This is a genomic window from Pseudomonas sp. HN2 (assembly GCF_020736465.1).
Lineage (GTDB): Bacteria > Pseudomonadota > Gammaproteobacteria > Pseudomonadales > Pseudomonadaceae > Aquipseudomonas > Aquipseudomonas moraviensis_A.
This window is the reverse complement of record NZ_CP085885.1, coordinates 4573375-4596900: the sequence shown is the minus strand read 5'-3', so window position 1 is coordinate 4596900 and position 23526 is coordinate 4573375. Positions and strand designations below refer to the sequence as shown.

Below are 23526 nucleotides of genomic sequence, written 5' to 3'. Positions count from 1 at the left end.
GACGTCTTCGCGAGCAGGCTCGCTCCCACATTGGAATGCGTACCCACTGGGGGAGCGACCCTGCTCGCGAAAGCGTCCGCTCAGGCAACATTTTTCCGGGCGCTGAACCGTTTCTTGTACAAAAAATGCCAGATACTGGCCGACTAGTGGCCTTGCGCCCGGCGTCACGCTGGCTATCCTTGCAGGTAACTAACCATGTCGAGCGTCATGCCATCCATGACAGCGGCATCACGGTTGGTCCGTGATTCATGCTGCCAGAGTGCGCGATCCAAGGCACCGACACTGAACCAACAAGGAGCGTCACCTACATGGAAGTTCTTCTACGCGTTAGGGCTGGCCCGCATGCGGGCTATCAAGAAAAGGATGTCTTGATCAGAGCGTCGCTGCACGACCCCTCCGATTGATCATCATTTATCACCTGACAACTTCCTCTCTTGGAGGAAGGCGTGTGCCTGTTCTGTGGAACGTAGTGGTGGATCTTGAAGGACCTGGACTTTCATCAAATCAAAGAACGCGCGGAAGGTGATACAACCATGTTCAACCTACATCGCAAGGCTGACCTGCGGGAAATCGAGCGCTTCAGCTGTGCGCTGACCGAGGCCAACGCGAAAATCGAAGCGATCAGCCGCTCGATGGCCATGATCGAGTTCACGCCCGAAGGCATCGTCCTCGACGCCAACGAAAACTTCTGCAAGACCATGGGTTACAACGCCGATGAAGTGCGCGGCAAACACCATCGGATCTTCTGCGAAGAAAGCTTTTATCGCAGCGAGGACTACGCAAAGTTGTGGCGTGACCTGGCCCGTGGTGAACCCCTCAGCGGGACTTTTCTGCGGTTGAACAAGAGCGGGCGGGAGATCTGGCTCGAGGCCAGTTACATGCCGGTGTTCGGTCCCGACAAACAGGTCAGAAGTGTCATCAAGGTTGCGGCGGACATCACCGCACGCATCAACAAAGAGCATGAAGAAGAAGCCATGCTGGCGGCGATCGGCCGTTCCATGGCGGTGATCGAGTTCACCCCTGAAGGCCATGTCATCAGCGCCAACGACAACTTCCTGCAAACCATGCAGTACACGCACAATGAAATTGTCGGCCAGCACCACAGCCTGTTCTGTCACCGCGCCGAAGCCGAATCCGCGCAGTACAAGGCGTTCTGGGCTTCGCTCAATCGCGGCGAATATCACTCGCACCGCTTCGAACGCAAGAACAAGTCCGGGCAGATGGTTTATCTGGAGGCTTCGTATAACCCGCTGTTCGACGCCAAAGGCCGCTTGTACAAAGTGGTCAAGTTCGCCAGCGACATCACCCGGCAGATGACCACTTTGCAAAATGCTGCGGAATCGGCCCACAGCACCTCGGTACAAAACGACGCCTGCGCGCAAAAAGGCTCACAGGTGGTGCAGCAGACCGTGCAGATCATTCAGGACATTTCCCGCGATCTGAATGAGGCCGCGGTGAGTATCGATGCGGTGAGCAAGCAGTCGGACATCATCGGCACCATCGTCCAGACCATTCGCGGGATCGCCGATCAGACGAACCTGCTGGCGCTCAATGCTGCCATCGAAGCGGCGCGTGCCGGGGAACATGGACGCGGTTTTGCAGTAGTGGCCGATGAGGTACGCAGCCTAGCCGCGCGAACCAGTCAGGCGACGCTGGAAATTGTCGACGTGGTGCGCAAGAACCATGACCTGTCGCTAAGTGCGGTGTCGAGCATGCAGTCGAGCCTAAGCCGCACCGGGCTGGGCGTGGAACTGGCGAACGAGGCGGGCGAGGTGATTCTGGAAATTCAGCAGGGCTCACGGCATGTGGTGGATGCGATCAGTCAGTTCAATGAAACCCTGCAATTGAACTGACCTGTTTCAACATCACCAATGCCCAATGTGGGAGCGAGCCTGCTCGCGAAAGCGTTATGTCAACTAATACATGCCTGTCTGACACGGCGCCTTCGCGAGCAGGCTCGCTCCCACAGTGGAGTCCTGTATTGGCCTTCAGCGATGGGCAATATTCTCCAGGGCCAGATTGCGCGTGCGTGGGCCGAACCAGCCGATGGTCAGCATCACGATCAGCATGCTGCTGGCAATGAATGCCAACACCCCCGGCGTGCCGAAGTTATCCAGAAACATGCCAATCAGCAGACTCGATTTATGCCGCAGCGGCAGAATCAGGCAGCGCCGAGTTTGGCAAACCGAAGATCCGGTCAAACAGCCAGTTGAACACGAACGTGTAGCACGGGATGAAAATGATCAGCGCCAGATCCAGCACAAAGGCCTGCACCAGACTGATGTTCATCCACCAGGCAATCAGCGGAATCAGAAACACGATCAGCGTCAGTTGAAAACCGACGGCATGGGCGATGCGCCGTTTGACCGTGCGGGTGCGCGAGACCTGGCGGCTTTCCCAGCGCTCGAACAACGAGGTGTAAATGAAATTCCAGGTCACGGCGATGCTGGTGATGATCACCGCCAGCGGCCCGGTGCTGCCCGGCGATGTGCCCGACAGCAACGCCAGACCGAGGGCCGAGAAGGTCATGCCGATCACTTCGTAGAGCGATACGTAGACCAGTTTGCGTTTCACGCCTTGCATGCAGATTTGCCTCTTTCTTGCCGATGGGGGCCAGCAGGGCTGGCGAAGGCGGGGAAAGATAGCTTCAATAGACCTGACAGAAAAAGTCGGTAGCTTTCAGTTTTATTGATAGGTGGGCAGATTGAATTTCAATAGCGACAGCATTGAATTGTTTCTCGCAGTGATCGAGCGCGGCTCGTTTTCCGCCGCCGCGCGGCAGTTGGGCAAGGTGCCTTCGGCGGTGAGCATGGGCATTGCCAATCTTGAAGCCGAACTCGGTTACCCGTTGTTTGATCGCAGTCACCGTGAGCCGCAACCCACGGCGATGGCACAATCGCTGGTGCCGCACGCGCGACTGATCGCCGAGCAGCTCAAGCAACTGCAAGTGCACGCGGTGGAGTTGTCGCTGGGGCTGGAAAGCAGATTGTCGATCGGCGTGGTCGCGGACATTGATCGGCGGCGTTTGCTGGCCGCGATCAAGGTGATTGCCGAGCGTCATCCGCTGCTCGACGTCGAAGTGCTGACCGCGCCGCAGGATGATGTGCTGGCGATGTTGCACAGTGGCCGGGTCAGCGTGTGCCTGGCCTTCGCCGGGTTGAGCGTAAATGCGCTGGAGCGGTTTCAGTTCGTCGGCAGCGAACGCATTATCGCCACGCTGGCGGCGGACAGTCCGTTGCTGCAGGGGCGGGATGTGTTTCTCGAAGATCTGGTGCAGGTGCGGCAGATCATCGTCGCCAGTCGCGACTTGCCTATCAGCGAGACGCGGCCGTTGGTGGCGGAATCCTACTGGCGTACGGATAACCTCGAAACGGCGATGGAGTTGGTCGAGGCGGGATTGGGCTGGGGCAATTTTCCGCTGTCGGTGGTGCAGCCGTGGCTGGAGTCCGGACGCTTGAAACGGCTGAATTTTCGCAACATCGAAAATGGTCTGGTGCTGCCGGTGCATGCGGTATGGCTCAAGAGCCAGCCATTGCAGAAGGGCGCGCAGGCCTTGGTCGACCTGCTCAACCATTGAGCCCAACACAAAACCCCTGTAGGAGCTGCCGAAGGCTGCGATCTTTTGATCTTGTTCTTGAAAGCAAAATCAAAAGATCGCAGCCTTCGGCAGCTCCTACAGGGGATCGCGTGAGTTTCAGGTACTCTCGCGCACCTTCAGCTCAAATCCCATATCTTCCACCGGCCGCGCTACTTTGTTGCCCGCCATCAACGTCAGCATCTGCTCCGCCGCGCGCCGGCCGATGGCCTCACGCGGGGTGTTGATGCTGCTCAGGCGCGGGACCATGTGCTCGGACATTGGCAGGTCGTTGAAGCCCAGAATCGCCACTTGCTCGGGAATTTTGATGCCATTGCGCAAGGCTTCCAGCAGCGCACCCTGGGCCAGGTCATCGTTGCCAAAGAAAATCGCATCGACATCCGGATGCGCCGCCAGCAGTTGCAGAAACAACTCACCACCCAAGCCCACCGACGAAGCGCGCGGCGTCAGCACTTCCAGATCCGGGTCGTAGCGGCCAGCCTTCTGCAGTGCCTTGCGGAAACCCTCGCCACGCAACAACGTGCGCTGATCCAGCTGCGCGCCAATGTAGGCCAAGCGTTTGCGCCCGCGAGACAGCAAATGCTCCGCGGCCGTTTCACCGGCGCTCAACTGCGAAAAACCCACGCAATTGACCCCGGCGGCGCTGTCCAGCTCCATCATGTACACGCAGGGAATATTGCTGAGCTCGATCATCCGCCGCGAACTCTCGGTGCGATCGAAACCGGTCAGCAGAAACCCGCGCGGCTGATAGGCCATGTAATTGCGCAGCAGGTTTTCTTCTTCATCGCGCGAGTAGTGGAAGTTGCCGATCAGCACTTCGAAGCCCTTGGGCGTCAGCACCCGATGAATGGCTTCCAGTGTGTCGATGAACAGCAGGTTGGACAGCGACGGCACCAGCACCACCACCGAATGGCTCTGCGCCGAGGCCAGCGCGCGGGCGGCGGGGTTGACTACATAGTTGAGTTCGAGCGCGGCTTTCTGCACTTTTTCCACCAGTTCGGTGGCCACCGTGCTGACCCCGCGCAGAGCGCGCGAGGCGGTAATCGGGCTGACGCCGGCCAGGCGGGCTACTTCGTTAAGGGTCGGACGGCCGGTGGTGCGGGTATTTTTATCGTTCTTGGGGGAGGTCATCGGGCGGCTTGCCAAACAAAAATCAAGGCACTAAGGTAGCGCTGTCCTGATGCAGCTGCAAATGCGTGAGCGCGGTCCTGCCTGATCTGCGCGCTTTGGTATCGGGAACAAACCTGCTGCAACCCAAAAAAACGACAAGAAGGCGTCGGCAACTTCTGCCTGTGCACTAGAGTCATAGCTAGCAAAGGTAGCGCTGTCTGCGCGCTGAGGTGTTATATGAGTCATCCCATCACCGCCCTGGTCATCATGGGCGTTGCCGGTTGCGGCAAGACGTGCGTCAGCCAGGCCCTGTGCCATTTGAGCGGCGCCACTGCCATTGAAGGCGATACTTTCCATCCGGCCGCGAACATCGAAAAGATGAGCGCGGGGATCCCCCTGAACGACGAAGACCGTGCCGGCTGGCTCGACAGCCTGTGCGATGAACTGCGTCGCGTCGATGCCAAAGGCCAGCGCCCGGTGTTGACCTGCTCGGCCCTTAAACACAGTTATCGCGAACGTCTGCGCAGCGCCTTGCCGGGCCTGGGCTTCGTCTTTCTTGAATTGACCCCGGAAGTCGCCGCCGAGCGTGTATCGCACCGCCCGGGCCACTTCATGCCGGCGACGTTGATCGAAAGCCAGTTCGCCACGCTCGAATCGCCCAAGGGCGAGCCGCTGACCCTGGCGCTCAATGCCTCAGTACACAGCGTTGAAGAGCTGGCCCTGCAGGCTCACGTCTGGTGGCAGGCCAACGGCTTGAAACAGGCGATATGAGCATGTTGAAAAAGACAGCGCTGTCCTCCCGACTTCTGTTCAACCCGCTTTAATAACAACAACAATCCAGGAGACACCCCCCATGTTTGGCATGTCCCACGAGACGTTCCTGCTGCTCGATGCGGTGGTCACGGTAATCGGCCTGATTATCCTGATCACCAAATTCAAGATTCACCCCTTTATCGCCCTGACCATCGCCGCCGCGTTCCTCGGCCTGACTTCCGGCATGCCGATCAACACCATCATCAAGGCGTTCCAGGATGGCTTCGGTGGCGTACTCGGTTTCGTCGGCATCATCCTCGCCCTGGGCACCATGCTCGGCAAGATGATGGCCGAATCCGGCGGCGCCGATCAGATCGCCCAGACCCTGATCCGCGCCTTCGGCAAGGACAATGTGCAGTGGGCAATGATGTTCGCCGCGTTCCTGGTGGGCATCCCGCTGTTCTTCGAAATCGGCTTCGTGCTGCTGATTCCGCTGGTGTTCATCGTTGCCCGCCGCACTGGCGTATCGATCATCAAGATCGGTATCCCGCTGCTCGCCGGCCTGTCCGCTGTGCACGGTCTGGTGCCACCGCATCCGGGCCCATTGTTGGCCATCGGCGTGTTCGGCGCTGACATCGGCAAGACCATTCTCTATGGCCTGATCGTCGCGCTGCCGACCGCCATCATTGCCGGTCCGATCTTCGGTACGTTCATCGCCAAGCACATTCCCGGTCACCCGAATCAGGAACTGGTCGATCAACTGGCCCGCGAAAACGATTCGGCCAACCTGCCGAGCTTCAGCATCACCCTGGTCACCGTGCTGCTTCCGGTGTTCCTGATGCTGCTGAAAACCTTCGCTGATGTGGCGCTGCCGGACGGCAATTTCTTCCGCATCTGGATGGACATGATCGGTCACCCGATCTCCGCATTGCTGCTGGCGTTGCTGCTGTCGCTGTACACCTTCGGCTACAAGCAGGGCATCGGTTCCAACCAGATGCTCAAATGGCTCGACGCAAGCCTGGCGCCAACCGCTGCGATCATCCTGATCATCGGTGCCGGCGGTGGCTTCAAGCAGATGCTGGTGACCAGCGGCGTGGGTGATGTGATCGGCCACATGGCGGTCAGCGCACAGATCTCGCCGATCCTGCTGGCGTGGCTGGTGGCGGCGGTGATCCGTATTGCAACCGGTTCCGCGACGGTGGCGACCATCACCGGCGCCGGTATCGTTGTGCCGGTCGTCGGCATGATTCCGGGCGTCAACCGTGAGCTGCTGGTGCTGGCCACCGGTGCCGGTTCGCTGATCCTGTCCCACGTCAACGATGCCGGTTTCTGGCTGGTCAAGCAGTACTTCAACATGACCGTGGCCGAAACCTTCAAGACCTGGACCGCGATGGAAACCATTCTGTCGGTGGTGGCCCTGGGCTTTATCCTGCTGTTGTCGCTGTTCGTTTAAGCTGTTCTTTGTTTAAAGAAAGCGCAGGCACAAAAAAACCGCAGCGATGCGGTTTTTTTGTGGGTAAAAAATCTGTGGTAACACGGATGTTGTGGCGAGGGAGCTTGCTCCCGCTCGGCTGCGCAGCAGTCGTAAAAACCTCTGCACCCAGTGAATCAGACAGACCGCGATTGCAGGATTTGGGCCTGCTGCGCAGTCCAGCGGAAGCAAGCTCCCTCGCCACATAAGGGTTCTTCTGCAGGTACTGTGTTAGCCGCCAGTTTTTGCGACTAAGCCATCCGCGCGGAACATTCCGCGGATCCCGCGCACGGCCTGACGAATGCGGTCCTGGTTTTCGATCAGGGCGAAGCGTACGTGGTCGTCACCGTACTCGCCAAAACCCACCCCCGGCGACACGCAGACCTTGGCCTCGGCCAGCAGTTTCTTGGCAAATTCCAGCGAGCCCAGATGTGCATACGCGTCGGGAATCTTCGCCCATACATACATGGAGGCCTTTGGATTCTCGACCATCCAGCCCAATTCATGCAGGCCCTTGACCAGCACGTTACGCCGCTGGCGATACTGCTCGGCGATGTCGCGCACGCACTGCTGGTCGCCTTCGAGCGCAGCAATCGCCGCAACTTGCAGCGGGGTGAAAGTGCCGTAGTCGTGGTAGCTCTTGATCCGCGCCAGGGCGTTGACCAGTTCCGGATTGCCGACCATGAAGCCGATGCGCCAGCCGGCCATGTTGTAGCTCTTGGACAGGGTGAAAAATTCCACCGCGATGTCCTTGGCGCCCGGCACTTGCATGATCGACGGCGCTTTCCAGCCGTCGTAGACGATGTCGGCGTAAGCCAGATCGTGAATCACCAGCACGTCATACTGCTTGGCGAGGGCGATCACCCGTTCGAAGAAATCCAGCTCCACGCACTGCGCCGTCGGGTTTGACGGGAAACCGAGGATCATCATTTTCGGCTTGGGGATCGAGCCGCGAATCGCCCGCTCCAGCTCATCGAAGAAATCCACCCCCGGCACCAGCGGCACCGAGCGCACCTGAGCGCCGGCAATCACCGCGCCGTAGATGTGAATCGGATAGCTCGGGTTCGGCACCAGCACCGTGTCGCCCTGATCCAGAGTCGCCAGCATCAAGTGCGCCAGGCCTTCCTTGGAACCGATGGTGACGATGGCTTCGCTTTCCGGGTCGATATCGACTTCGTAGCGCTGCTTGTACCAGTTGGAAATCGCCCGGCGCAGGCGCGGAATGCCCTTGGACGTCGAGTAGCCGTGGGTGTCTTCACGTTGGGCGACCTGCACGAGTTTTTCGACAATGTGCGGCGGCGTGGCGCCGTCGGGATTGCCCATGCTCAGGTCGATGATGTCTTCACCACGGCGGCGAGCGGCCATCTTCAGCTCGGCGGTGATGTTGAAAACGTAAGGGGGGAGTCGATCTATGCGCGCAAAGCGGCGCGGCGAACCTTGTTCGGCCATTGTTGCCTCGGATAACGTAAGCGCCCGGAACCGTCCGAGCGACGCTGGTCACTGCGGTGACCTGTGGCGGAAGATAAGGGCAGTGATGGCATACTGTCCAGCGCGGTTGTAAACATTTTTTTCAAGGAAAATCGGTCAATGGAATTCACCAGCGGCTTCCTGCTGAGCCTTTCGCTGTGCCTGGATATCGGCGTGGCCAACATCGCGATGATCACCCTGGCCATGCAGCGCGGCTACTTTCAGGGCTTCGCCCTTGGCCTGGGCACCTGCGTCGGCGACTTGATTTATGCGGTGCTGGCACTGGCCGGCATGACCGTTTTGCTGCAATACGAAACCGTACGCTGGGTGCTGTGGATCGGCGGTTCGGCGCTGCTGATCTATTTCGCGGCGAAGATGATTTATTCGGCGATCCACCACGAAGCGCTGCTGGCGGAGACGGCCGAGGTGGGGCAGAACTCCCATCGCAAGGAATTCTTTCGCGGCATCTTTCTCGCCATGTCGTCGCCCAGCGCGATTCTCTGGTTCGCTGCGGTAGGCGGCACCTTGATCGCCCGCTCGGGTGGCGGCGGGCCTTTGAGCTCGGCGTTGTTCCTCGGTGGTTTTCTGTGCGCCGGGCTGTTGTGGTCGGCCGGTTTGTGCTTCGCTGCAAGCCATGGCGGCAAGCTCTTGGGCGATAAACTGCTGCGCTACTCCTACATGGCATCTGCGGCGATCTTCTGCTATTTCGCGGTGTACGTGATCGTATCTGGCTATAACGAGTTTGTCGGGTCGGGCGCCGTCGAGCAGTTGCATGCGCTGTAAACGTGCGAAACGGGTCGGGCTTTCTATACTCCCAGCCGAACCCACTTTTCCGTTCTGAGGAGCCGCGTTATGGATGAACAGACACGCGTCGAAATAGCCGAACCTCGCTTCGAACACGGGCAATTTCTGCTGATTGCCGGGTTCGGCGGGCGATTCACTCAGGAAACCACAGGAGACATTCCAAGGCTGTGGGAAAAGCTTATCCCGCACCTGGGAAAAATCCCTGCGCAGGTCAACGAAGTGACCTACGGCGTTTGCTGCAACGCGGACGGCGAGGGAGGTTTCGAGTACATCGCCGGCGTGCAGATCGACAAGCTCGATGACCTGCCGGAGCAGTACCGCTGGGTTGAAATCCAGCCGCAGGAATATGCGGTGTTCGCGCACAAAGGGCCCCTGACGCAACTCCCCGACACCTTCCAGTACATCTGGAAAACCTGGCTGCCGCGGTCCGGTTACGAAGCGGCGGATGCGCCGGAATTCGAGCGCTACAGCGAGGATTACAACCCGAAGCTCAACACCGGCACCCTGGAAATCTGGCTGCCGATCAAGGCCTGACCGGCGTTCGAATCGAGGCGGAGCATGTCCGCCCCGGTGGTTGTGCTTTATGCTGGTGGGCCTTGTTTCCACAGATTTTCGAGTTGCCATGAACACCGTGATCCGCAACGTCAGCGCCGCCGACCTCGAGCGCTGCTACGCCATCGAAACCGTTGCCTATGAAGGCGATGAAGCCGCCACCCGCGAGAAGATCGCCACGCGCATTGCCACTTGGCCGGACGGCTTCATCGTCGCCGAAGTAGACGGCGTGGTTGCCGGTTTCATCAATTCCGGCGCGGCGTTCGACGTGCAGATGTCCGACGAGGCCTTCAAGGAACTGATCGGGCACGACCCGAAAGGCCCGAACGTGGTGATCATGTCGGTGGTAGTGCACCCGGATTACCAGGGGAAGGGCCTGGCCAAGCGCCTGCTGGCAGAGTTCATCGAGCGCATGCGCGCGATGGACAAAGCGACGATTCATCTGATGTGCAAAGAGCAGCACATTGCACTGTATGCCGGGTTTGGTTTTGCCTACATCAAACCGTCCGAGTCCGACCATGGCGGCATGGCGTGGCACGAGATGATCCTGACCCTCTGAAGCCAACACCTATCACAACTGTAGGAGCTGCCGAAGGCTGCGATCTTTTGATCTTGATCTTCAAAAGCCAGATCAAAAGATCGCAGCCTTCGGCAGCTCCTACAGAGGATCGTGGCGTGTCAGCAGAGAGTTTCTGGATACTCAGAAAACCAGCCCCATCCGCCGCTCGTACCCAATCCGTCCCTTGTACGCTTCGCCGCTGTCGACGTAGCCATGCCTGGCGTACAGCGCAATCGCCGCCTCGTTATCGGCGTCCACCGACAATTCCAGCCCCTTGATCTCCGGCCATGCTTCACGCGCGACGGCGGGCAGTGCTTGCAGACAAGCCTTGCCGTAGCCCTTGCCTTGGGCGCGGCGATCGACCTGCAAGGCATGCAACGTGGCGCTGTGTTCGTCGGCCCAGTCGGGCAATACCGGCGGGCGCTTGAGCAGCAAAAATGCCACCGGCACGTCGTCAGCCAGCAGGGCAAAACCCTTTACCCCGGGGCCGGGTTTCGACAGCAGGGTGTGCAAGGCACCGTGGATGTCGCCGGAGAATCTGATCTGCTCGGGGTGGATTTCAATGGCCTCGACTTGCTGACGCTGCAAAGGGCTGAGGCTGTCGTACGGCACGAGTTGGGCTGACACGGGAATTTCCTTTTTCCTACAAAGAATGAGCCTCGGATTCTAGCGACATTGTCGTCGGCGGATTTTTTTTGTTTGCCTTGTCGATCTGCGCAAAGGGCAAACGACTAAGGGTGTCTTCAACAACAAAAACCACGGAGAACACCATGAGCGCACAGTCTGAAATTCAAACCCTGATCAATAGCTACCGCGACGCCGTCATGACCAAGGACGTGGAGAAAGTCATGGCGTTGTACGCCGATGACATCGTCTCGTTCGACGCGATCAAGGCCCTGCAATTCAAGGGCAAAGCGGCCTACCGTACGCACTGGGTCGAGTGCATGGAGATGTGCCCCGGCCCGCACATCTTCGAGTTTCAGGAGCTCGTCATCGAAACTGCCGGCAACATCGCCTTCGCCCACTGGGTCGCCAACTGCGGCGGCACCAATGACAAGGGCGAAACCCAGAGCTGCTGGATGCGCGTCACCGCGTGCTATCGGCAGATCGGCGGGGCGTGGAAGATCGCTCACGAGCACTGGTCGGCACCGTTCGATCCGATGAGCGGCGCGACACTGTTCGATGTGACCCCCTGATCTTCAGCCATAGTTGATCCGTTCGAATCAGGAGATCGCCATGAAATACCTATGCCTGGTCTACAGCGATGAACGCCTGCTGCACTCGTCGCCCGACAGTCCCGAAGACGCTGAATGCTCGGCCTACGCCGAGTCGGTGCAGGGCAGCGGGCGGATGATCGCCGCCGAAGCGCTGGAGTCGGTAGAGACCGCAACCACCGTACGGATGCGCAACGGCAAGTTGTCGATCACCGACGGGCCTTTCGCTGAAACCAAGGAGCAACTGGCCGGTTTCTACCTGATCGATGCCAAGGATCTCAACGAAGCGATTCAGGTCGCCGGCAACATCCCGGCAGCCCGGGTCGGCAGCGTTGAAGTGCGCCCGGTGCGGCAGTTGAATGTCTGACGTCCGGGCGCGGGTCGAGCAGGTCTACCGCGAGGATTCGCGGCGGATCCTGGCGACGCTGATTCGCCTGCTTGGTGATTTCGACCTCGCCGAAGAAGCCTTGCACGAGGCGTTCTTCGTCGCGGTCGAGCGCTGGCAGCGCGACGGCGTGCCGGACAACCCGCGCACCTGGCTGGTCTCGACCGGACGATTCAAAGCCATCGATGTGTTGCGTCGGCGCGCGCGGTTCAAGGCCTCGCAACCGCTGCTGCTGGCGCAACTCGATGAGCTGGAACAGGCTGACTGGAGTGGCGAAGACGTGGAAGACGATCGCTTGCGGCTGATCTTCACCTGCTGTCACCCGGCACTGGCGGCGGATGCGCAGGTGCCGCTGACCTTGCGCGAAGTCTGCGACCTCACCACCGAAGAAATCGCCCGTGCTTTTCTCTCGGCGCCGGCGGCGATTGCCCAGCGCATCGTGCGCGCGAAAGCCAAGATCCGCGACGCGAAAATCCCTTATCAAGTACCCACGCTGAACGAATTGCCCGAGCGCCTCGACAGCGTGCTGCGGGTGATCTATCTGGTGTTCAACGAAGGCTATTCGGCCTCGGTTGGCGCCGAGCTGACCCGCGAGGATCTGACGCGCGAAGCGATTCGGCTGGGGCGCTTGTTGATGGAGTTGCTGCCGGAACCGGAAGTCACGGGCCTGCTGGCGCTGATGCTGCTGCACGAATCACGCCGGCCGGCACGCACCTCGCCGAGCGGTGAGCTGGTGCTGCTCGACGATCAGGATCGCGCGTTGTGGGACGCCGGGTTGATGGCAGAAGGTTGCGCGCTGGTCGAGCGCGCGCTGAGTACACGACGCTTCGGGCCGTATTGCCTGCAGGCGGCGATTGCAGCGGTGCATGCGGAAGCGCCGTCGGCGGCGGAAACCGACTGGCGGCAGATTGTCGGGCTGTACGATGTCTTGCTGCGCGCGGTGCCCTCGCCGGTGATCGAGCTGAACCGGGCAGTGGCGGTGGCCAAGCGTGATGGAGCGTTGGCCGGGTTGTCATTGATAGAAGGGATTTTGGCCCGAGGCGAGTTGCAGGATTACCACTTGGCGCATTCGGCGCGGGCGGAGTTTTGCCGGCAGTTGGGCCGGGTGGAGGAGGCGCGGGCTGCGTATCAGCGGGCGCTGGAGTTGACGCGGCAGGAGCCGGAGCGGCGGTTTATTCAAGGACGGATCAAGGCGCTGGAAATGCCCTGATCTTGGCGCTCTCGCGACGGTGGGCAGCCTGTGGATTGCCCTCACCCTAACCCTCTCCCAGAGGGAGAGGGGACTGATTGGGGGATATTGGAGAGATTCACCGACTTGAACGAATTGTCTTGAATCCATAATCGATAAGGTTTTTCAGGTCGATGCATAACGCCAGACACCTCGGTCGGCTCCTTCTCCCTCCGGGAGAGGGCTGGGGTGAGGGGCTTTTGATCTTGGCAGCTTTATTCGAGCATCTTGCTCAACAACCAGCTCCCCGCCGGCCCCGGCGGATATAGCCGCGACCACAAGGCATCGACAAACACCGGTTTCGGCCAGCCGCGCACGTCCAGTTCAACCAGCAAATCATTGGCATAGCGCTGCACCAGCCACCTCGGCAATGGCGCCCAGCCAAATCCCTTTTCCGCCATTTCCAGCAGCATCAGATAACTCGGCGCCGACCACACCCGGCCTTTGCCACGGCTGTCATAGGGATTGACGATGGTCGCCAGGCGCAACTCGCGATGTTGCTCGAGGATCTGCTGATCGACATGCTCAAGTTTCGCCAATGGATGCTCGCGGCTGACGAACAGGGCGATCTCCGTGCGCTCGGCGACGGTCGAGGTGACCAGATCCGGCGGGTAGTTGTCCTGCATTTCCGCGAAGGCCAGATGCGCGCGGCCGCGCTGGACCAGTTCGATCAGGTCATCGCATTCGGCAATCAGGCATTCCAGCTCCAGCTCTGGATATCGCTGCTCGAAACTCACCAGTGCCGCCTCGAAACGATACGACTGATAGGTATCGGAAATCGCCACGGTCAGCTTCGGCTCGACGCCTTGCGCCAATTGCCGTGCGCTCATCTCCAGGCGACTGGTGGCGGCCAGAATCGCTTCGGCTTTCTGCAACATGACGTGGCCGGCGGGGGTGAGCGTGGGTTTGCGGCTGCTGCGATCAAACAGTTGCAAATCCAGATCGATTTCCAGACTGGCGACCGCTGAGCTGATGGTCGACTGACTGCGCCCCAACTTACGCGCAGCGGCGGAAAACGAGCCTTGCGTCGCCGCCTGCACAAACGCCAACAGCACTTCCTGCGAAGCCATGAACTATCGCCTTGATCGATGGTTATTGATTGTGAAGTATCGGGAATCGGTTGGATCATGGCAACCATCGTCAAACAAGGAGTCAGGCCATGACTGTCCACAAGTCCATCACCGAACGCGTTTTCCAGGCTGTCGGGTTCGAATTTCTCGCCATCCTCATCTGCACACCGCTGCTGGCGTGGATCATGCAAAAACCTCTGCTCGACATGGGGGCCGTGACCGTACTGATTGCGATGTTGGCGCTGGCATGGAACGTGGTGTTCAACCGTTTTTTCGACCGTGCTCTGGCGCGGATGAATCTGTCGCACAACGCCTGGGTGCGGGTGGTGCATGCATTGTTGTTCGAAGGTGGACTGATCGTGATGGGCGTGCCGCTGATTGCCTGGTGGCTGTCGGTCAGCCTGTGGCAGGCGTTGTTGCTCGACATCGGTGTGCTGCTGTTTTTCCTGCCGTACACCTACGTCTATCACTGGGGTTATGACGTCCTGCGCGAGCGCTTCATGGCGCGCCGCGCCTATGAAAGCTGACGCCGATCCCCCTGTAGGAGCTGCCGAAGGCTGCGATCTTTTGATTTTGTTTTTTGAAAATCAAAGTCAGAAGATCGCAGCCTTCGGCAGTTCCTACACGGGTCAAGCGCTACAGGAACATGCCGCCCGATGCCTCGACCCGCTGGCCATTGATCCACTGCCCACCCGGTGACAGCAGCAGCGCCAGTGCACCGCCAATATCGTCCGGCTGCCCGACGCGACCCAGCGCGGTGTTACTTGCGACCATCGCGTTGACAGCGCTGTTGTCGCGCACCGTACCGCCACCAAAATCGGTTTCAATCGCACCCGGCGCCAGAATATTCACACCAATCTGCCGCGCGCCAAGCTCCTTCGCCTGATAACGGGTCAGCACTTCCATCGCGCCTTTCATCGCCGCGTAGGCGCCATAACCCGGCAGGCTGAAGCGGGTCAGACCGCTGGAAATATTGACGATGCGACCACCGTCGTTGATCAGCGGCAGCAGTTGCTGAGTCAGAAAGAACGGCCCTTTCAGTTGCACGTTCATCAGCAGATCGAACTGCTCCGGGTTGGTTTCGCTGAACAGCGCATGCACGCCGATCCCGGCATTGTTGATGAGGAAATCAAAGCGCTGCCGCTCAAAGGTCTGCTCCAGTACTTGTGCAACCTGCGCGGCGAACGCGGCAAAGTGTTCGCTGTGGCCGACGTCCAGTTGCAGCATTGCCGCTTTCGCGCCGAGTGCCTGTAGCTCAATGACCAGATTCTGCGCCTCGTCGGCGCGGCTGTTGTAGGTGCCGATGATGTCGATGCCTTGCGCGGCGAGATGCAGGGCGGCGCTGCGGCCCAGGCCGCGACTGGCGCCGGTGATCAGTGCGATTTTGCGATTCATGCGGACTTCCTCGATTGCGTTGAGTGGGGATGGAAGAAGTTTATTTATCCGCCCTGAGGTGATAAACACGGCAAAAGCGGAATCACTGATCGGCGCAGCCGAACAATCACCGAGGCCTGTGATGAACAAACTGGAACTGCTGCGTACCTTCGTCCGGGTCAGCGAACTGTCGAGTTTCACCCTCGCCGGTGAAAGCCTCGGCCTGCCGCGCTCCACGGTGTCCGAGCAGGTGCAGGCACTTGAAGCCTTGCTCGGCACGCGCCTGTTGCAGCGCACCACGCGCAAGGTGCAGGCCACCCAGGACGGCCTGGTGTTGTATGAACGCAGCAAGGATCTGCTCTCGCACATGGATGAGATCGAAGGGCTGTTTCGGCAGGACGAGGGTTCGCTGACCGGGCGCATCCGGGTTGATATGCCGAATATTCTCGCGCGACGGTTGATCATGCCGCGCCTGCCAGAATTCATGGACCGCCACCCGAATCTGCAGATGGAAATCAGCAGCACCGATCGCCGTGTCGATCTGCTGAGCGAGGGCTTCGACTGCGTGTTGCGCATCGGCGCGCAGCCGGATCAGTCGGTGGTCGCCCGGCATCTGGGCGACTTCCCGATGGTCAACTGCGCCAGCCCGGATTATCTGCAACGTTACGGCGTGCCGCAGACCCTGGAAGATCTGGCACAGCATCGGCTGGTGCATTACGTCGGCGTGCTGGGCTCGCGTTCGGAAGGGTTTGTCTATGAGGAGGACGGTGAGGTGCGGCGCGTGGCGATGGCCGGCAGTGTCACGGTCAACAGCACCGATGCCTACGAAGCGGCGTGCCTGGGCGGTTTCGGCCTGACCCAGGTACCGCGCACCGGCATGCAACCGCATCTGGAAAATGGCGAACTGGTGACCGTGCTGGCGCAGTACACCGCCCCGCCGATGGCGATTTCCTTGTTGTATGCGCGACAACGGCATTTGCCACTGCGGGTGCGGGTGTTTATGGATTGGCTCGGCGACGTGGTCCGCTCAACGCTCTGACTTGGGAATGCAACCCTGTGTAGGAGCTGCCGAAGGCTGCGATCTTTTGACTTTGATTTGTAAAAACCAGATCAAAAGATCGCAGCCTTCGGCAGCTCCTACAGGGGGATTTGCGCAGGGTCAGAAGATTTGGGTGAACAGCCAGTAAAGGCTGCCCGACAGCAGGATGGCCGCTGGCAGCGTCAACACCCAGGCCATCAGCAAATTGCGGATCGTGCGCATCTGCAACCCGGCGCCGTTGGCAACCATGGTCCCGGCCACGCCCGAGGACAACACATGGGTTGTCGATACCGGCAAACCGAACATGTCCGCCGCGCCGATGGTCAGCATCGCCACGGTTTCCGCCGAGGCGCCCTGGGCGTAGGTCAGGTGAGTCTTGCCGATCTTCTCGCCGACGGTCACGACAATGCGCTTCCAGCCGACCATGGTGCCGAGTCCCAGCGCAATCGCCACGGCGATCTTCACCCACAGCGGAATGAACCGCGTGGCGTTGTCGATCTGTTGTTTGAACAGCTGCAGTTTGCTGTTGGTGTCGGCATCGAAGTTGCCGACCTTGTTCTTGTCCATCAGGCGAATGCTTTCGCTCGCCAGGTACATGTCGTTGCGCACGTTGCCCATGGCTTCGGCCGGGACCTTTGCCAGCGAACCGTAGCCTTTGACTTCCTCGCCGATATGCCCGGTCAGGGCGGCGAGGGCGGGGATCAGTTGCGGCGTGGGTTCCTTGCTGCGCACGTAATCCGAAAGGACCGGGCGCGGATCGGCAGGTGCCGGCAGTGGCGCACTTTTCACCAGCGCTTGCTGAGTGACTTGGGCGACGGCGGCGAATTGCAGCGATTGTTCTTCCGGCATGGTCCGGTTCAATGCGTAGGCCATTGGCAGCGTGCCGACCAGAATCAGCATGATCAGGCCCATGCCTTTCTGGCCGTCGTTGGAGCCGTGGGCGAACGACACGCCGGTGCAGGTGGCGATGAGCAAACCGCGAATCCACAGTGGCGGTGGAGTATTGCCTTCGGGCGCCTTGTACAGCGCACGGTTCTTGACGAACGCGCGCAACGCCAACAGCAACAGCGCGGCACAACCGAAACCCACCAGCGGCGACAGCAGCAGCGCATAGCCGATCTTGGTCGCCTGCGCCCAGTCGACACCGCTGGTGCCGTCGCGGCCGTGCATCAAGGCATTCGCCACGCCGACGCCGATGATCGAGCCGATCAAGGTGTGCGAAGACGACGCCGGCAAGCCCAGCCACCAGGTGCCGAGGTTCCACAGAATCGCCGCGATCAACAGGGCGAAGATCATCGCAAACCCGGCGGACGAGCCGACCTGCAGAATCAGCTCCACCGGCAACAGCGCAATGATGCCGAACGCCACCGCACCGCTCGACAGCAGCACCCCGAGGAAATTGAAGAACCCCGACCAGACCACCGCGACATTCGGCGGCAGCGAGTGGGTGTAGATGACTGTCGCGACGGCGTTGGCGGTGTCGTGGAAACCGTTGACGAACTCGAATCCCAGCGCGATCAACAGCGCCACGCCGAGCAACAGGAACGGCGTCCAGGTGGTGACCACTGTGCCGAGTTCGTGCATGTCGTGCATCAGGCTGTAGGCGGTAAACAGCATGCCCATGGCGAGCACGGCGAAAAAGATGACGTAGGTGAACGGACCGGTTTTCTTGTCGAGCGCCGGTCTGCCACTGGCGGCGGACGCAGGGCTGGCGGTCAGTGAGGGCGTGGCCATGGCGGACAATCCTGAGCGAGGAAAGGAATGTCGCCCATGATCGTTGCAGAATGTTACAGAGAGACTGCGTCAGGTCAGTGTTTGGGTGTTCAAGCCCGCCGCTGATCCGAAGGCTGGAGAAGAAACCTGTGGGAGCGAGCCTGCTCGCGAAAGCGCCCTGTCATTCAACATTGATTTATCTGACACACCGACTTCGCGAGCAGGCTCGCTCCCACAGGGACGACTGTCTTGTGTGTGGGATTTGCGCTCAATAATCCCCACGCTTGCGGAACGCCCAGCGCCCGGCGATCACCGTGAACGTCGCCACCAGCGCAACCAGCACCCAAAACCCGTGCGGGTCCTGCGACAGCGGCACACCGCCGACATTCATGCCGAAAAAACCGGCAATGATGTTGATGGGCAGGGCCAGCACCGTCACCACGGTCAGGGTGAACAGCGTGCGGTTGCTCTGTTCGTTGAGGTTGGCGGCGATTTCTTCCTGCAGCAATTTGATCCGCTCGCCGAGGGCGGTGAGGTCGTTGATGATCAGCGCAAACTCCTCGGTGGATTTGCGCAACTCCTTGACGTCCTCCTTCTGCAACCACGGCGGCGGGCGGTTGAGCAGGCGCAGCAGCGAACCCGGCTCCAGTGCCAGCAGCCGTTGCAGGCGCACCAGCACGCGGCGATTTGCGCCAAGCTCGGCGCGGTTGGTCGACAGACGCGAGGAAAGCAATTGGTCCTCGACCAGATCGACGCTCAGGCTGGTCTTGCGCACGATCTGCGTCAGCACTTCGCCCTGATCGCGCAGCAGGTGCACGAGCAATTCCGAGGGCGAACGGAAGCACTCGCCGGCCTTCACCGACGAGCGCAATTTATCCACCGAGTGCAGCGGTTGCAGGCGCGCGCTGACGATCAATTTGCTGCGCACGCAGACCCACAGCGTCGACACGTCCGAGGAGACCATGCTGCTGAGGTTGAACACCACATCGTTGACCACCGCCAGCAGCGCCGAGTCGACATGCTCGATGCGCGTCGACCGCGAACCCTCGTGCAACGCCTCGAAAAATTCGTCGGGTAATTGCAGGTGACTTTTCATCCAGCGCTCGCACGCAGCATGGGCCAGGTTCAGGTGCAGCCAGAGGAATTCGCCGCTTTCGCTGTCGTCCTGCAAACAGCGCAATGCCGTCGCCGAATCGATCTCGCGACCGCGCTCACCGGGCAGGAAGCGAAAGCCGTAGAGCAGGCCGAACAGATCCGAATCGCGATGGCTGATATCGAGGCTATGGTTCATGGCGGCTCGCTGGGAGGAGGGTGTCTGGTGCGGATTTTCAGGTTCACCTGAGCGGCATCATCGCAAGCTCACATGACCGTTTTGTGACAGTGAAGTGACGTCAAATCAATGCGTTACCGACTGTCGGAAGATTCTCAAGAAGCGCTCTGGCGCGCCGATCCCAGGTGAGTTAGGTTGCGCGCCATTGGCTTTCGGTCATGGTGTGTCGACAGGGAAGTCCGGCCAATTTCCACGTCCGTTCGGGCGTGCCTCATCCCTGCTTCGAGTACCTTGCAATGCTGCAAAAATCCCTGAGAGCGCAAATCCTCGCCCTGCTGAGCGGCAGTCTGCTGGCGATACTGTTGATCGCGCTGGCCTGCTTCCATTTCCTTTCCAACGGCGTGCAAAGCTACAGCCAGTTGATCGCCGGCCCGTTGCACACTTCGCAACTGATCGATGAAGCCAACCTGCAATTCAAAGTGCAGGTTCAGGAGTGGAAAAACGTCCTGCTGCGCGGCAAGCAACCGGCGGATCTGGCGAAATACTGGAGCCAGTTCGAAGAGCGTCAGCGCGACGTGCAGAACATTCTCGGCGAACTGGCCGGGCAGAAAGGCATCGAGACAAATCTGAAATCACGCATCGAACGTTTGCGCGAAGAGCATCGCCAGTTGGGTGCTGCCTACCAGAAGGGCCGTGATGCCTACGTGGCAGCCGGTGGTGAGCCGAGCGCCGGCGACGCAGCGGTCAAAGGCGTCGACCGCGCCACCAGCGAGCAGATGAGCGAACTGGTCGCCGAGTTGCGCCAGCAGGGCACCGAGCAATCGGCGCTGATCAGTGCCAGCGCTGAGCGCACCGTGTGGCTGGGGCTTCTGGTGATGCTCGGGTCAGGCTTGCTGATCGGGTTGCTGAGCCTGTGGCTGGTCAGCCGCAACCTGATCGAGCCGATCCGCAACCTCATCGATTACGTCACTCGCTTGAGCCGTGGCCAGTTGGCCGAACGTGTAGTCAGCGCGCGCCGCGATGAGCTGGGCAACCTCGCCGCCGCCGCGAACACCCTGCGCGATTTCCTTGCCGACACCTTCACTCGGTTGCAGCGCAGCGCCAGCAATCTGGACAGCGCCAGCGGCGAGCTCAATGCCATTGCCACGACCATGGCCGGCGGCACCAACGAGCAATTCAACCGCACCGATCAGGTGGCCACGGCGATGAATGAAATGTCCGCCACCGCTCAGGAAGTCGCCCGCCACGCCGCTGATGCCGCGCGTGCTGCCGACGATGCCGATCAGTCGGCGCAGCAGGGCGAAAAGGTCATGCAAACCACCATTCATTCCATCACGCAGATGCGCGGCGAAATCGCCAACACGGCCACGGTGATCCGTCGTCTGGAAACCGATAGCGGTCGTATCGGCAAGGTGCTGGAGGTGATTCGCGGCATCGCCGAGCAGACCAACCTGCTGGCGCTCAACGCAGCCATCGAAGCGGCACGGGCCGGCGAGGCCGGGCGCGGTTTTGCGGTGGTGGCCGACGAGGTGCGCAACCTCGCCCAGCGCACGGCGGAGTCGATCATCGAGATCAACCAGATCATTCAGAACGTGCAGACTGGGGCTGTCGACGCCGCGCAGGCTATCGAGAGCGGACAGGCGCGCAGTGACGAAAGTGTCGAGCAAGTGACCCAGGCTGGCGCGATGCTGGAGCGCATCACCCTGGCCGTGGAAGCCATTCGCGACATGAACCGTCAGATCGCCACCGCAGCCGAGGAGCAGACGTCGGTAGCCGAGGATATCTCGCGCAACCTGACTGAAATCACCGCGATTGCCAGCACCAATCTGGACAACGTGCAGCGCACCGAAAGTGCCAGTCAGAATCTGCATGGGTTGTCGGGGCAGTTGAATGAAGTGACGGCGCGGTTGAGTGCCTGATTTTGGCTGGCGGTTTGTCAGTGTTTTCGGCGTGATGGCTTTTGCCCCTCACCCTAACCCTCTCCCAGAGGGAGAGGGGACTGACCGTGTTGATTGTTCGAGGTACGCCGACCTGAGATGTCGAGGTGCACTCAGGCTGGTAGTCCTTGGTGATGGCTTTTGAATTTTGAGGCGAACTCAGGCTCCGAAATTTCCCCGATCTGCTCCCTTTCCCCCTCGCCCCCTTGGGGGAGAGGGCTGGGGTGAGGGGGTAAAGTTTTCACTGACAACTTATCAACAAAGCCAAACGCAAATCATAAAAAAACCGCACGATCTTAAATCGTGCGGCTCTTTAACAACGGTCTATCAAGTATCTTGCTTGTCGCTCAGGACTTTACCGGTGGTGGCATCAAAGTCCACGTCGAATTCTTTGCCGTCAGCAGTTTTAAGTTCGACTTCGTACTCGTAACCGTTGAAGTGGTTATCCAGGTCGGTGTCGGTAATCGTTGCGCCCGGATGCAGTTTCAGGGCTGCTTCGTTCATCGATTCCAGCGACTTGATCTTGCCGTCCTTGACCAGTTGCGGGATCTGGTCGATACGCACGTCAGCCTGAGCCAGGCCAGCGGTAAGAGTCAGGGCAGCGGCGGTAAACAGGGCAGTCAAAGTTTTCATCGGTTCATTCCTTGGCAGTGCGTTGAAGTGGTTGATCTGTGTAAGTGGGTTCAGATTAACCAGCGCAACTTAATCCACCCTTAAATCTGCGCCTCGCGAGAAAACCGCTCTTGTGGGAGCGAGCCTGCTCGCGAAGCAGACGACTCGATAACAAATCAGAAACCGTTCTTCTTCAAAACTTCATCAACACTGCCAGCCGCCGGACGCTTGTAAAACTTCAACAGTTCACTGGCGCGGTTGGTAAAGATGCCATCAACCCCGGCCGCCATGACTTTCTCGTAGTCCACCGGCTCATCGACGGTATAAACGTGCACCAGCATGCCCTGGTCGTGGGCGTACTGGTTCATCCACGGTTGCACCAGATCGGAATAGCTCTGGTCACCGCCATGCGTCAGCTTCGCCGAAGGGCCGGTGCCGATCGCGCCCTGGGCCTTGGCGTAGTCGACCCATTGCTTGAATTCAGCTTCGGATTTTGGCTCCTGCTTGCCGTAGAAAACGTTTTTGTCTTTCTCACCGGACGCGGCAAACGTCACGCCGGATTTCGGCTCGATGCTGCCTTCGCCGACCCACAACAGCAGGATCTTCGGCACTTGCGGCATTTCCTTTTCCAGCAGTTGCAGGCTGTTTTTGTCGAAGGTTTGCAGGATCACCTTGCCTTTGCCCTGACCGACGCCCAGCGCACTTTTCGCCAGTTTCGAACCGGCCGGACTGAGCCAGCCGCGATCCTGCAGTTTTTCCTTCAGGTCGTGTTCGATGCCGGGAAACAGCTGTGGCTCTTTGGTTTCGATGTACAGGCCCGGCTTGTGTTGCGGGTTGGCGCGGGCGATGTCGATGATTTCATCAAGAGTGAGGATTTTCAGCCCGGCGTAAGAGGGGCGCGCGCGGTCCGGGTACTTGGTGTTGAACCAACTGCCGGCGTCGAGGGTTTTCAGTTCGGCCATGGTGAACGCGGTGGCCGGGCTGTCCTTGCGCTCGGGGAATTTGCTGGCGACGTCGGTGGTGCGTTGCAGATTGTCGTCGTGCAGGGCGAAGAGCACGCCGTCCTTGCTGCGTTGCAAGTCCATTTCCAGGTAATCGGCGCCGAGGTCGCGGGCCAGTTTGTAGGCCGCTGCGGTGGATTCCGGGGCATCGAACGACGCGCCACGGTGGGCGATCACCGCCGGATGCGGAATGCCATGGGCGGCAGCAATTGCCTTGGGCTCAGGATGGCTGTCGGCGTGCGCCTGACCGAGACCGAACAACAGACTCAGCACCAGGGCGCTTCGGGTAAAAGTGGCAGGCATGGTCGAGTTCCTTTCGCAGGTTTTTTTCGAGACGTACCTTTTAACAATTGAAGCGCCGCAGGGCTATCG

General features: G+C 60.0%; 23 protein-coding genes and 2 pseudogenes. 14 read left to right on the top strand and 11 right to left on the bottom strand.

Going from position 1 to position 23526, the window contains the following annotated elements; genetic code table 11:
* Positions 1–533: 533 nt before the first annotated feature.
* Together LIS66_RS28035 and LIS66_RS28030 are read left to right on the top strand one after the other, a co-directional pair.
* Positions 534–1259: pseudogene (locus LIS66_RS28035) on the top strand (PAS domain-containing protein); the annotation flags it as partial.
* A 54-nt stretch (positions 1260–1313) separates the two neighbouring features.
* On the top strand, positions 1314–1853 hold the full coding sequence (locus LIS66_RS28030; protein ID WP_223259141.1) for a methyl-accepting chemotaxis protein: 540 nt from the start codon (positions 1314–1316) through the stop codon (positions 1851–1853).
* A gap of 135 nt (positions 1854–1988) precedes the next feature.
* On the opposite strand, the pseudogene LIS66_RS20360 reads toward LIS66_RS28030, so the two are convergent.
* Positions 1989–2141 (bottom strand): annotated as a pseudogene (locus LIS66_RS20360) (MFS transporter); the annotation flags it as partial.
* Between the two features lies 1 nt (position 2142).
* A complete protein-coding gene (locus LIS66_RS20355) occupies positions 2143–2583 on the bottom strand; it encodes a PACE efflux transporter (protein WP_227972933.1) in 441 nt (146 codons plus the stop codon).
* A gap of 121 nt (positions 2584–2704) precedes the next feature.
* Here LIS66_RS20355 and LIS66_RS20350 point away from each other — a divergent pair, with 121 nt between their 5' ends.
* Complete coding sequence (locus LIS66_RS20350) at positions 2705–3577, top strand: LysR family transcriptional regulator (RefSeq protein WP_227972932.1); 873 nt, start codon at positions 2705–2707, stop codon at positions 3575–3577.
* A gap of 117 nt (positions 3578–3694) precedes the next feature.
* On the opposite strand, the gene LIS66_RS20345 is transcribed toward LIS66_RS20350, so the two are convergent.
* The gene (locus LIS66_RS20345) at positions 3695–4726 is read right to left on the bottom strand and encodes a LacI family DNA-binding transcriptional regulator (RefSeq protein WP_042607241.1); all 1032 of its coding nucleotides are present in this window, start codon (positions 4724–4726) and stop codon (positions 3695–3697) included.
* A gap of 216 nt (positions 4727–4942) precedes the next feature.
* Between LIS66_RS20345 and LIS66_RS20340 the strand changes: the two genes are divergently transcribed.
* Together LIS66_RS20340 and LIS66_RS20335 are read left to right on the top strand one after the other, a co-directional pair.
* Positions 4943–5476, top strand: a complete 534-nt coding sequence (locus LIS66_RS20340; RefSeq protein ID WP_227972931.1) for a gluconokinase — start codon at positions 4943–4945, stop codon at positions 5474–5476.
* A gap of 82 nt (positions 5477–5558) precedes the next feature.
* Complete coding sequence (locus LIS66_RS20335; protein WP_227972930.1) at positions 5559–6911, top strand: GntP family permease; 1353 nt, start codon at positions 5559–5561, stop codon at positions 6909–6911.
* Positions 6912–7160: 249 nt separating this feature from the next.
* Here the strand turns inward: LIS66_RS20335 and alaC are convergent, their stop codons facing one another.
* Positions 7161–8378 (bottom strand): alanine transaminase, encoded by a 1218-nt coding sequence (gene alaC, locus LIS66_RS20330; RefSeq protein WP_065616751.1) that lies wholly within the window; start codon positions 8376–8378, stop codon positions 7161–7163.
* A gap of 138 nt (positions 8379–8516) precedes the next feature.
* On the opposite strand from alaC, the gene LIS66_RS20325 reads away from it, so the two are divergent.
* From LIS66_RS20325 to LIS66_RS20315, 3 genes are all read left to right on the top strand, one after another.
* Positions 8517–9179 (top strand): LysE family translocator, encoded by a 663-nt coding sequence (locus tag LIS66_RS20325; RefSeq protein ID WP_064119982.1) that lies wholly within the window; start codon positions 8517–8519, stop codon positions 9177–9179.
* 69 nt (positions 9180–9248) lie between these two features.
* Positions 9249–9734, top strand: coding sequence for a GyrI-like domain-containing protein (locus LIS66_RS20320; RefSeq protein ID WP_227972929.1), 486 nt, complete (start codon positions 9249–9251; stop codon positions 9732–9734).
* A gap of 88 nt (positions 9735–9822) precedes the next feature.
* Complete coding sequence (locus tag LIS66_RS20315; RefSeq protein ID WP_227972928.1) at positions 9823–10311, top strand: GNAT family N-acetyltransferase; 489 nt, start codon at positions 9823–9825, stop codon at positions 10309–10311.
* A 141-nt stretch (positions 10312–10452) separates the two neighbouring features.
* Here the strand turns inward: LIS66_RS20315 and LIS66_RS20310 are convergent, their stop codons facing one another.
* The gene (locus tag LIS66_RS20310; protein ID WP_042607234.1) at positions 10453–10938 is read right to left on the bottom strand and encodes a GNAT family N-acetyltransferase; all 486 of its coding nucleotides are present in this window, start codon (positions 10936–10938) and stop codon (positions 10453–10455) included.
* A 143-nt stretch (positions 10939–11081) separates the two neighbouring features.
* Between LIS66_RS20310 and LIS66_RS20305 the strand changes: the two genes are divergently transcribed.
* From LIS66_RS20305 to LIS66_RS20295, 3 genes are read left to right on the top strand one after another with little or no spacing between them, the layout of a single operon-like run.
* A complete protein-coding gene (locus LIS66_RS20305) occupies positions 11082–11507 on the top strand; it encodes a YybH family protein (RefSeq protein WP_227972927.1) in 426 nt (141 codons plus the stop codon).
* Between the two features lie 40 nt (positions 11508–11547).
* Positions 11548–11892 (top strand): YciI family protein, encoded by a 345-nt coding sequence (locus LIS66_RS20300; RefSeq protein WP_042607232.1) that lies wholly within the window; start codon positions 11548–11550, stop codon positions 11890–11892.
* Positions 11885–13120, top strand: a complete 1236-nt coding sequence (locus tag LIS66_RS20295; RefSeq protein ID WP_227972926.1) for an RNA polymerase sigma factor — start codon at positions 11885–11887, stop codon at positions 13118–13120. Before LIS66_RS20300 ends, LIS66_RS20295 begins: the two co-directional genes overlap by 8 nt.
* Positions 13121–13353: 233 nt before the next feature.
* On the opposite strand, the gene LIS66_RS20290 is transcribed toward LIS66_RS20295, so the two are convergent.
* Positions 13354–14208, bottom strand: a complete 855-nt coding sequence (locus tag LIS66_RS20290; protein ID WP_227972925.1) for a LysR family transcriptional regulator — start codon at positions 14206–14208, stop codon at positions 13354–13356.
* Between the two features lie 89 nt (positions 14209–14297).
* Between LIS66_RS20290 and LIS66_RS20285 the strand changes: the two genes are divergently transcribed.
* Positions 14298–14735, top strand: coding sequence for a multidrug/biocide efflux PACE transporter (locus LIS66_RS20285; RefSeq protein WP_227972924.1), 438 nt, complete (start codon positions 14298–14300; stop codon positions 14733–14735).
* A gap of 109 nt (positions 14736–14844) precedes the next feature.
* Here LIS66_RS20285 and LIS66_RS20280 read toward each other — a convergent pair whose 3' ends face one another.
* Positions 14845–15603 (bottom strand): SDR family NAD(P)-dependent oxidoreductase, encoded by a 759-nt coding sequence (locus LIS66_RS20280; RefSeq protein ID WP_227972923.1) that lies wholly within the window; start codon positions 15601–15603, stop codon positions 14845–14847.
* A 121-nt stretch (positions 15604–15724) separates the two neighbouring features.
* Between LIS66_RS20280 and LIS66_RS20275 the strand changes: the two genes are divergently transcribed.
* On the top strand, positions 15725–16621 hold the full coding sequence (locus LIS66_RS20275) for a LysR family transcriptional regulator (RefSeq protein ID WP_227972922.1): 897 nt from the start codon (positions 15725–15727) through the stop codon (positions 16619–16621).
* 120 nt (positions 16622–16741) lie between these two features.
* On the opposite strand, the gene LIS66_RS20270 is transcribed toward LIS66_RS20275, so the two are convergent.
* Both LIS66_RS20270 and LIS66_RS20265 read right to left on the bottom strand, forming a co-directional pair.
* Entirely contained in the window at positions 16742–18355 is a 1614-nt protein-coding gene (locus tag LIS66_RS20270; protein WP_227972921.1) for an inorganic phosphate transporter, read from the bottom strand.
* A 247-nt stretch (positions 18356–18602) separates the two neighbouring features.
* Positions 18603–19625, bottom strand: a complete 1023-nt coding sequence (locus tag LIS66_RS20265) for a transporter (protein ID WP_227972920.1) — start codon at positions 19623–19625, stop codon at positions 18603–18605.
* Positions 19626–19900: 275 nt separating this feature from the next.
* Between LIS66_RS20265 and LIS66_RS20260 the strand changes: the two genes are divergently transcribed.
* Positions 19901–21523 carry a methyl-accepting chemotaxis protein gene (locus LIS66_RS20260; protein ID WP_227972919.1) on the top strand — a complete coding sequence of 541 codons (1623 nt, stop codon included), beginning with the start codon at positions 19901–19903 and terminating at the stop codon, positions 21521–21523.
* Between the two features lie 345 nt (positions 21524–21868).
* On the opposite strand, the gene LIS66_RS20255 is transcribed toward LIS66_RS20260, so the two are convergent.
* Together LIS66_RS20255 and LIS66_RS20250 are read right to left on the bottom strand one after the other, a co-directional pair.
* A complete protein-coding gene (locus LIS66_RS20255; RefSeq protein WP_042607223.1) occupies positions 21869–22174 on the bottom strand; it encodes a PepSY domain-containing protein in 306 nt (101 codons plus the stop codon).
* Positions 22175–22329: 155 nt separating this feature from the next.
* Entirely contained in the window at positions 22330–23457 is a 1128-nt protein-coding gene (locus LIS66_RS20250; protein ID WP_227972918.1) for a glycerophosphodiester phosphodiesterase, read from the bottom strand.
* Between the last annotated feature and the right edge of the window lie 69 nt (positions 23458–23526).

Coding starts and splice junctions, on each gene's coding strand:
- LIS66_RS20280 (WP_227972923.1), bottom strand. CDS start 15,603: ATGAATCGCAAAATCGCACTGATCACCGGCGCCAGTCGCGGCCTGGGC.
- LIS66_RS20285 (WP_227972924.1), top strand. CDS start 14,298: ATGACTGTCCACAAGTCCATCACCGAACGCGTTTTCCAGGCTGTCGGG.
- LIS66_RS20340 (WP_227972931.1), top strand. CDS start 4,943: ATGAGTCATCCCATCACCGCCCTGGTCATCATGGGCGTTGCCGGTTGC.
- LIS66_RS20355 (WP_227972933.1), bottom strand. CDS start 2,583: ATGCAAGGCGTGAAACGCAAACTGGTCTACGTATCGCTCTACGAAGTG.
- LIS66_RS20265 (WP_227972920.1), bottom strand. CDS start 19,625: ATGAACCATAGCCTCGATATCAGCCATCGCGATTCGGATCTGTTCGGC.
- LIS66_RS20325 (WP_064119982.1), top strand. CDS start 8,517: ATGGAATTCACCAGCGGCTTCCTGCTGAGCCTTTCGCTGTGCCTGGAT.
- LIS66_RS20320 (WP_227972929.1), top strand. CDS start 9,249: ATGGATGAACAGACACGCGTCGAAATAGCCGAACCTCGCTTCGAACAC.
- LIS66_RS20290 (WP_227972925.1), bottom strand. CDS start 14,208: ATGGCTTCGCAGGAAGTGCTGTTGGCGTTTGTGCAGGCGGCGACGCAA.
- alaC (WP_065616751.1), bottom strand. CDS start 8,378: ATGGCCGAACAAGGTTCGCCGCGCCGCTTTGCGCGCATAGATCGACTC.
- LIS66_RS28030 (WP_223259141.1), top strand. CDS start 1,314: ATGACCACTTTGCAAAATGCTGCGGAATCGGCCCACAGCACCTCGGTA.
- LIS66_RS20255 (WP_042607223.1), bottom strand. CDS start 22,174: ATGAAAACTTTGACTGCCCTGTTTACCGCCGCTGCCCTGACTCTTACC.
- LIS66_RS20315 (WP_227972928.1), top strand. CDS start 9,823: ATGAACACCGTGATCCGCAACGTCAGCGCCGCCGACCTCGAGCGCTGC.
- LIS66_RS20305 (WP_227972927.1), top strand. CDS start 11,082: ATGAGCGCACAGTCTGAAATTCAAACCCTGATCAATAGCTACCGCGAC.
- LIS66_RS20260 (WP_227972919.1), top strand. CDS start 19,901: ATGCTGCAAAAATCCCTGAGAGCGCAAATCCTCGCCCTGCTGAGCGGC.
- LIS66_RS20300 (WP_042607232.1), top strand. CDS start 11,548: ATGAAATACCTATGCCTGGTCTACAGCGATGAACGCCTGCTGCACTCG.
- LIS66_RS20295 (WP_227972926.1), top strand. CDS start 11,885: ATGTCTGACGTCCGGGCGCGGGTCGAGCAGGTCTACCGCGAGGATTCG.
- LIS66_RS20270 (WP_227972921.1), bottom strand. CDS start 18,355: ATGGCCACGCCCTCACTGACCGCCAGCCCTGCGTCCGCCGCCAGTGGC.
- LIS66_RS20250 (WP_227972918.1), bottom strand. CDS start 23,457: ATGCCTGCCACTTTTACCCGAAGCGCCCTGGTGCTGAGTCTGTTGTTC.
- LIS66_RS20275 (WP_227972922.1), top strand. CDS start 15,725: ATGAACAAACTGGAACTGCTGCGTACCTTCGTCCGGGTCAGCGAACTG.
- LIS66_RS20345 (WP_042607241.1), bottom strand. CDS start 4,726: ATGACCTCCCCCAAGAACGATAAAAATACCCGCACCACCGGCCGTCCG.
- LIS66_RS20335 (WP_227972930.1), top strand. CDS start 5,559: ATGTTTGGCATGTCCCACGAGACGTTCCTGCTGCTCGATGCGGTGGTC.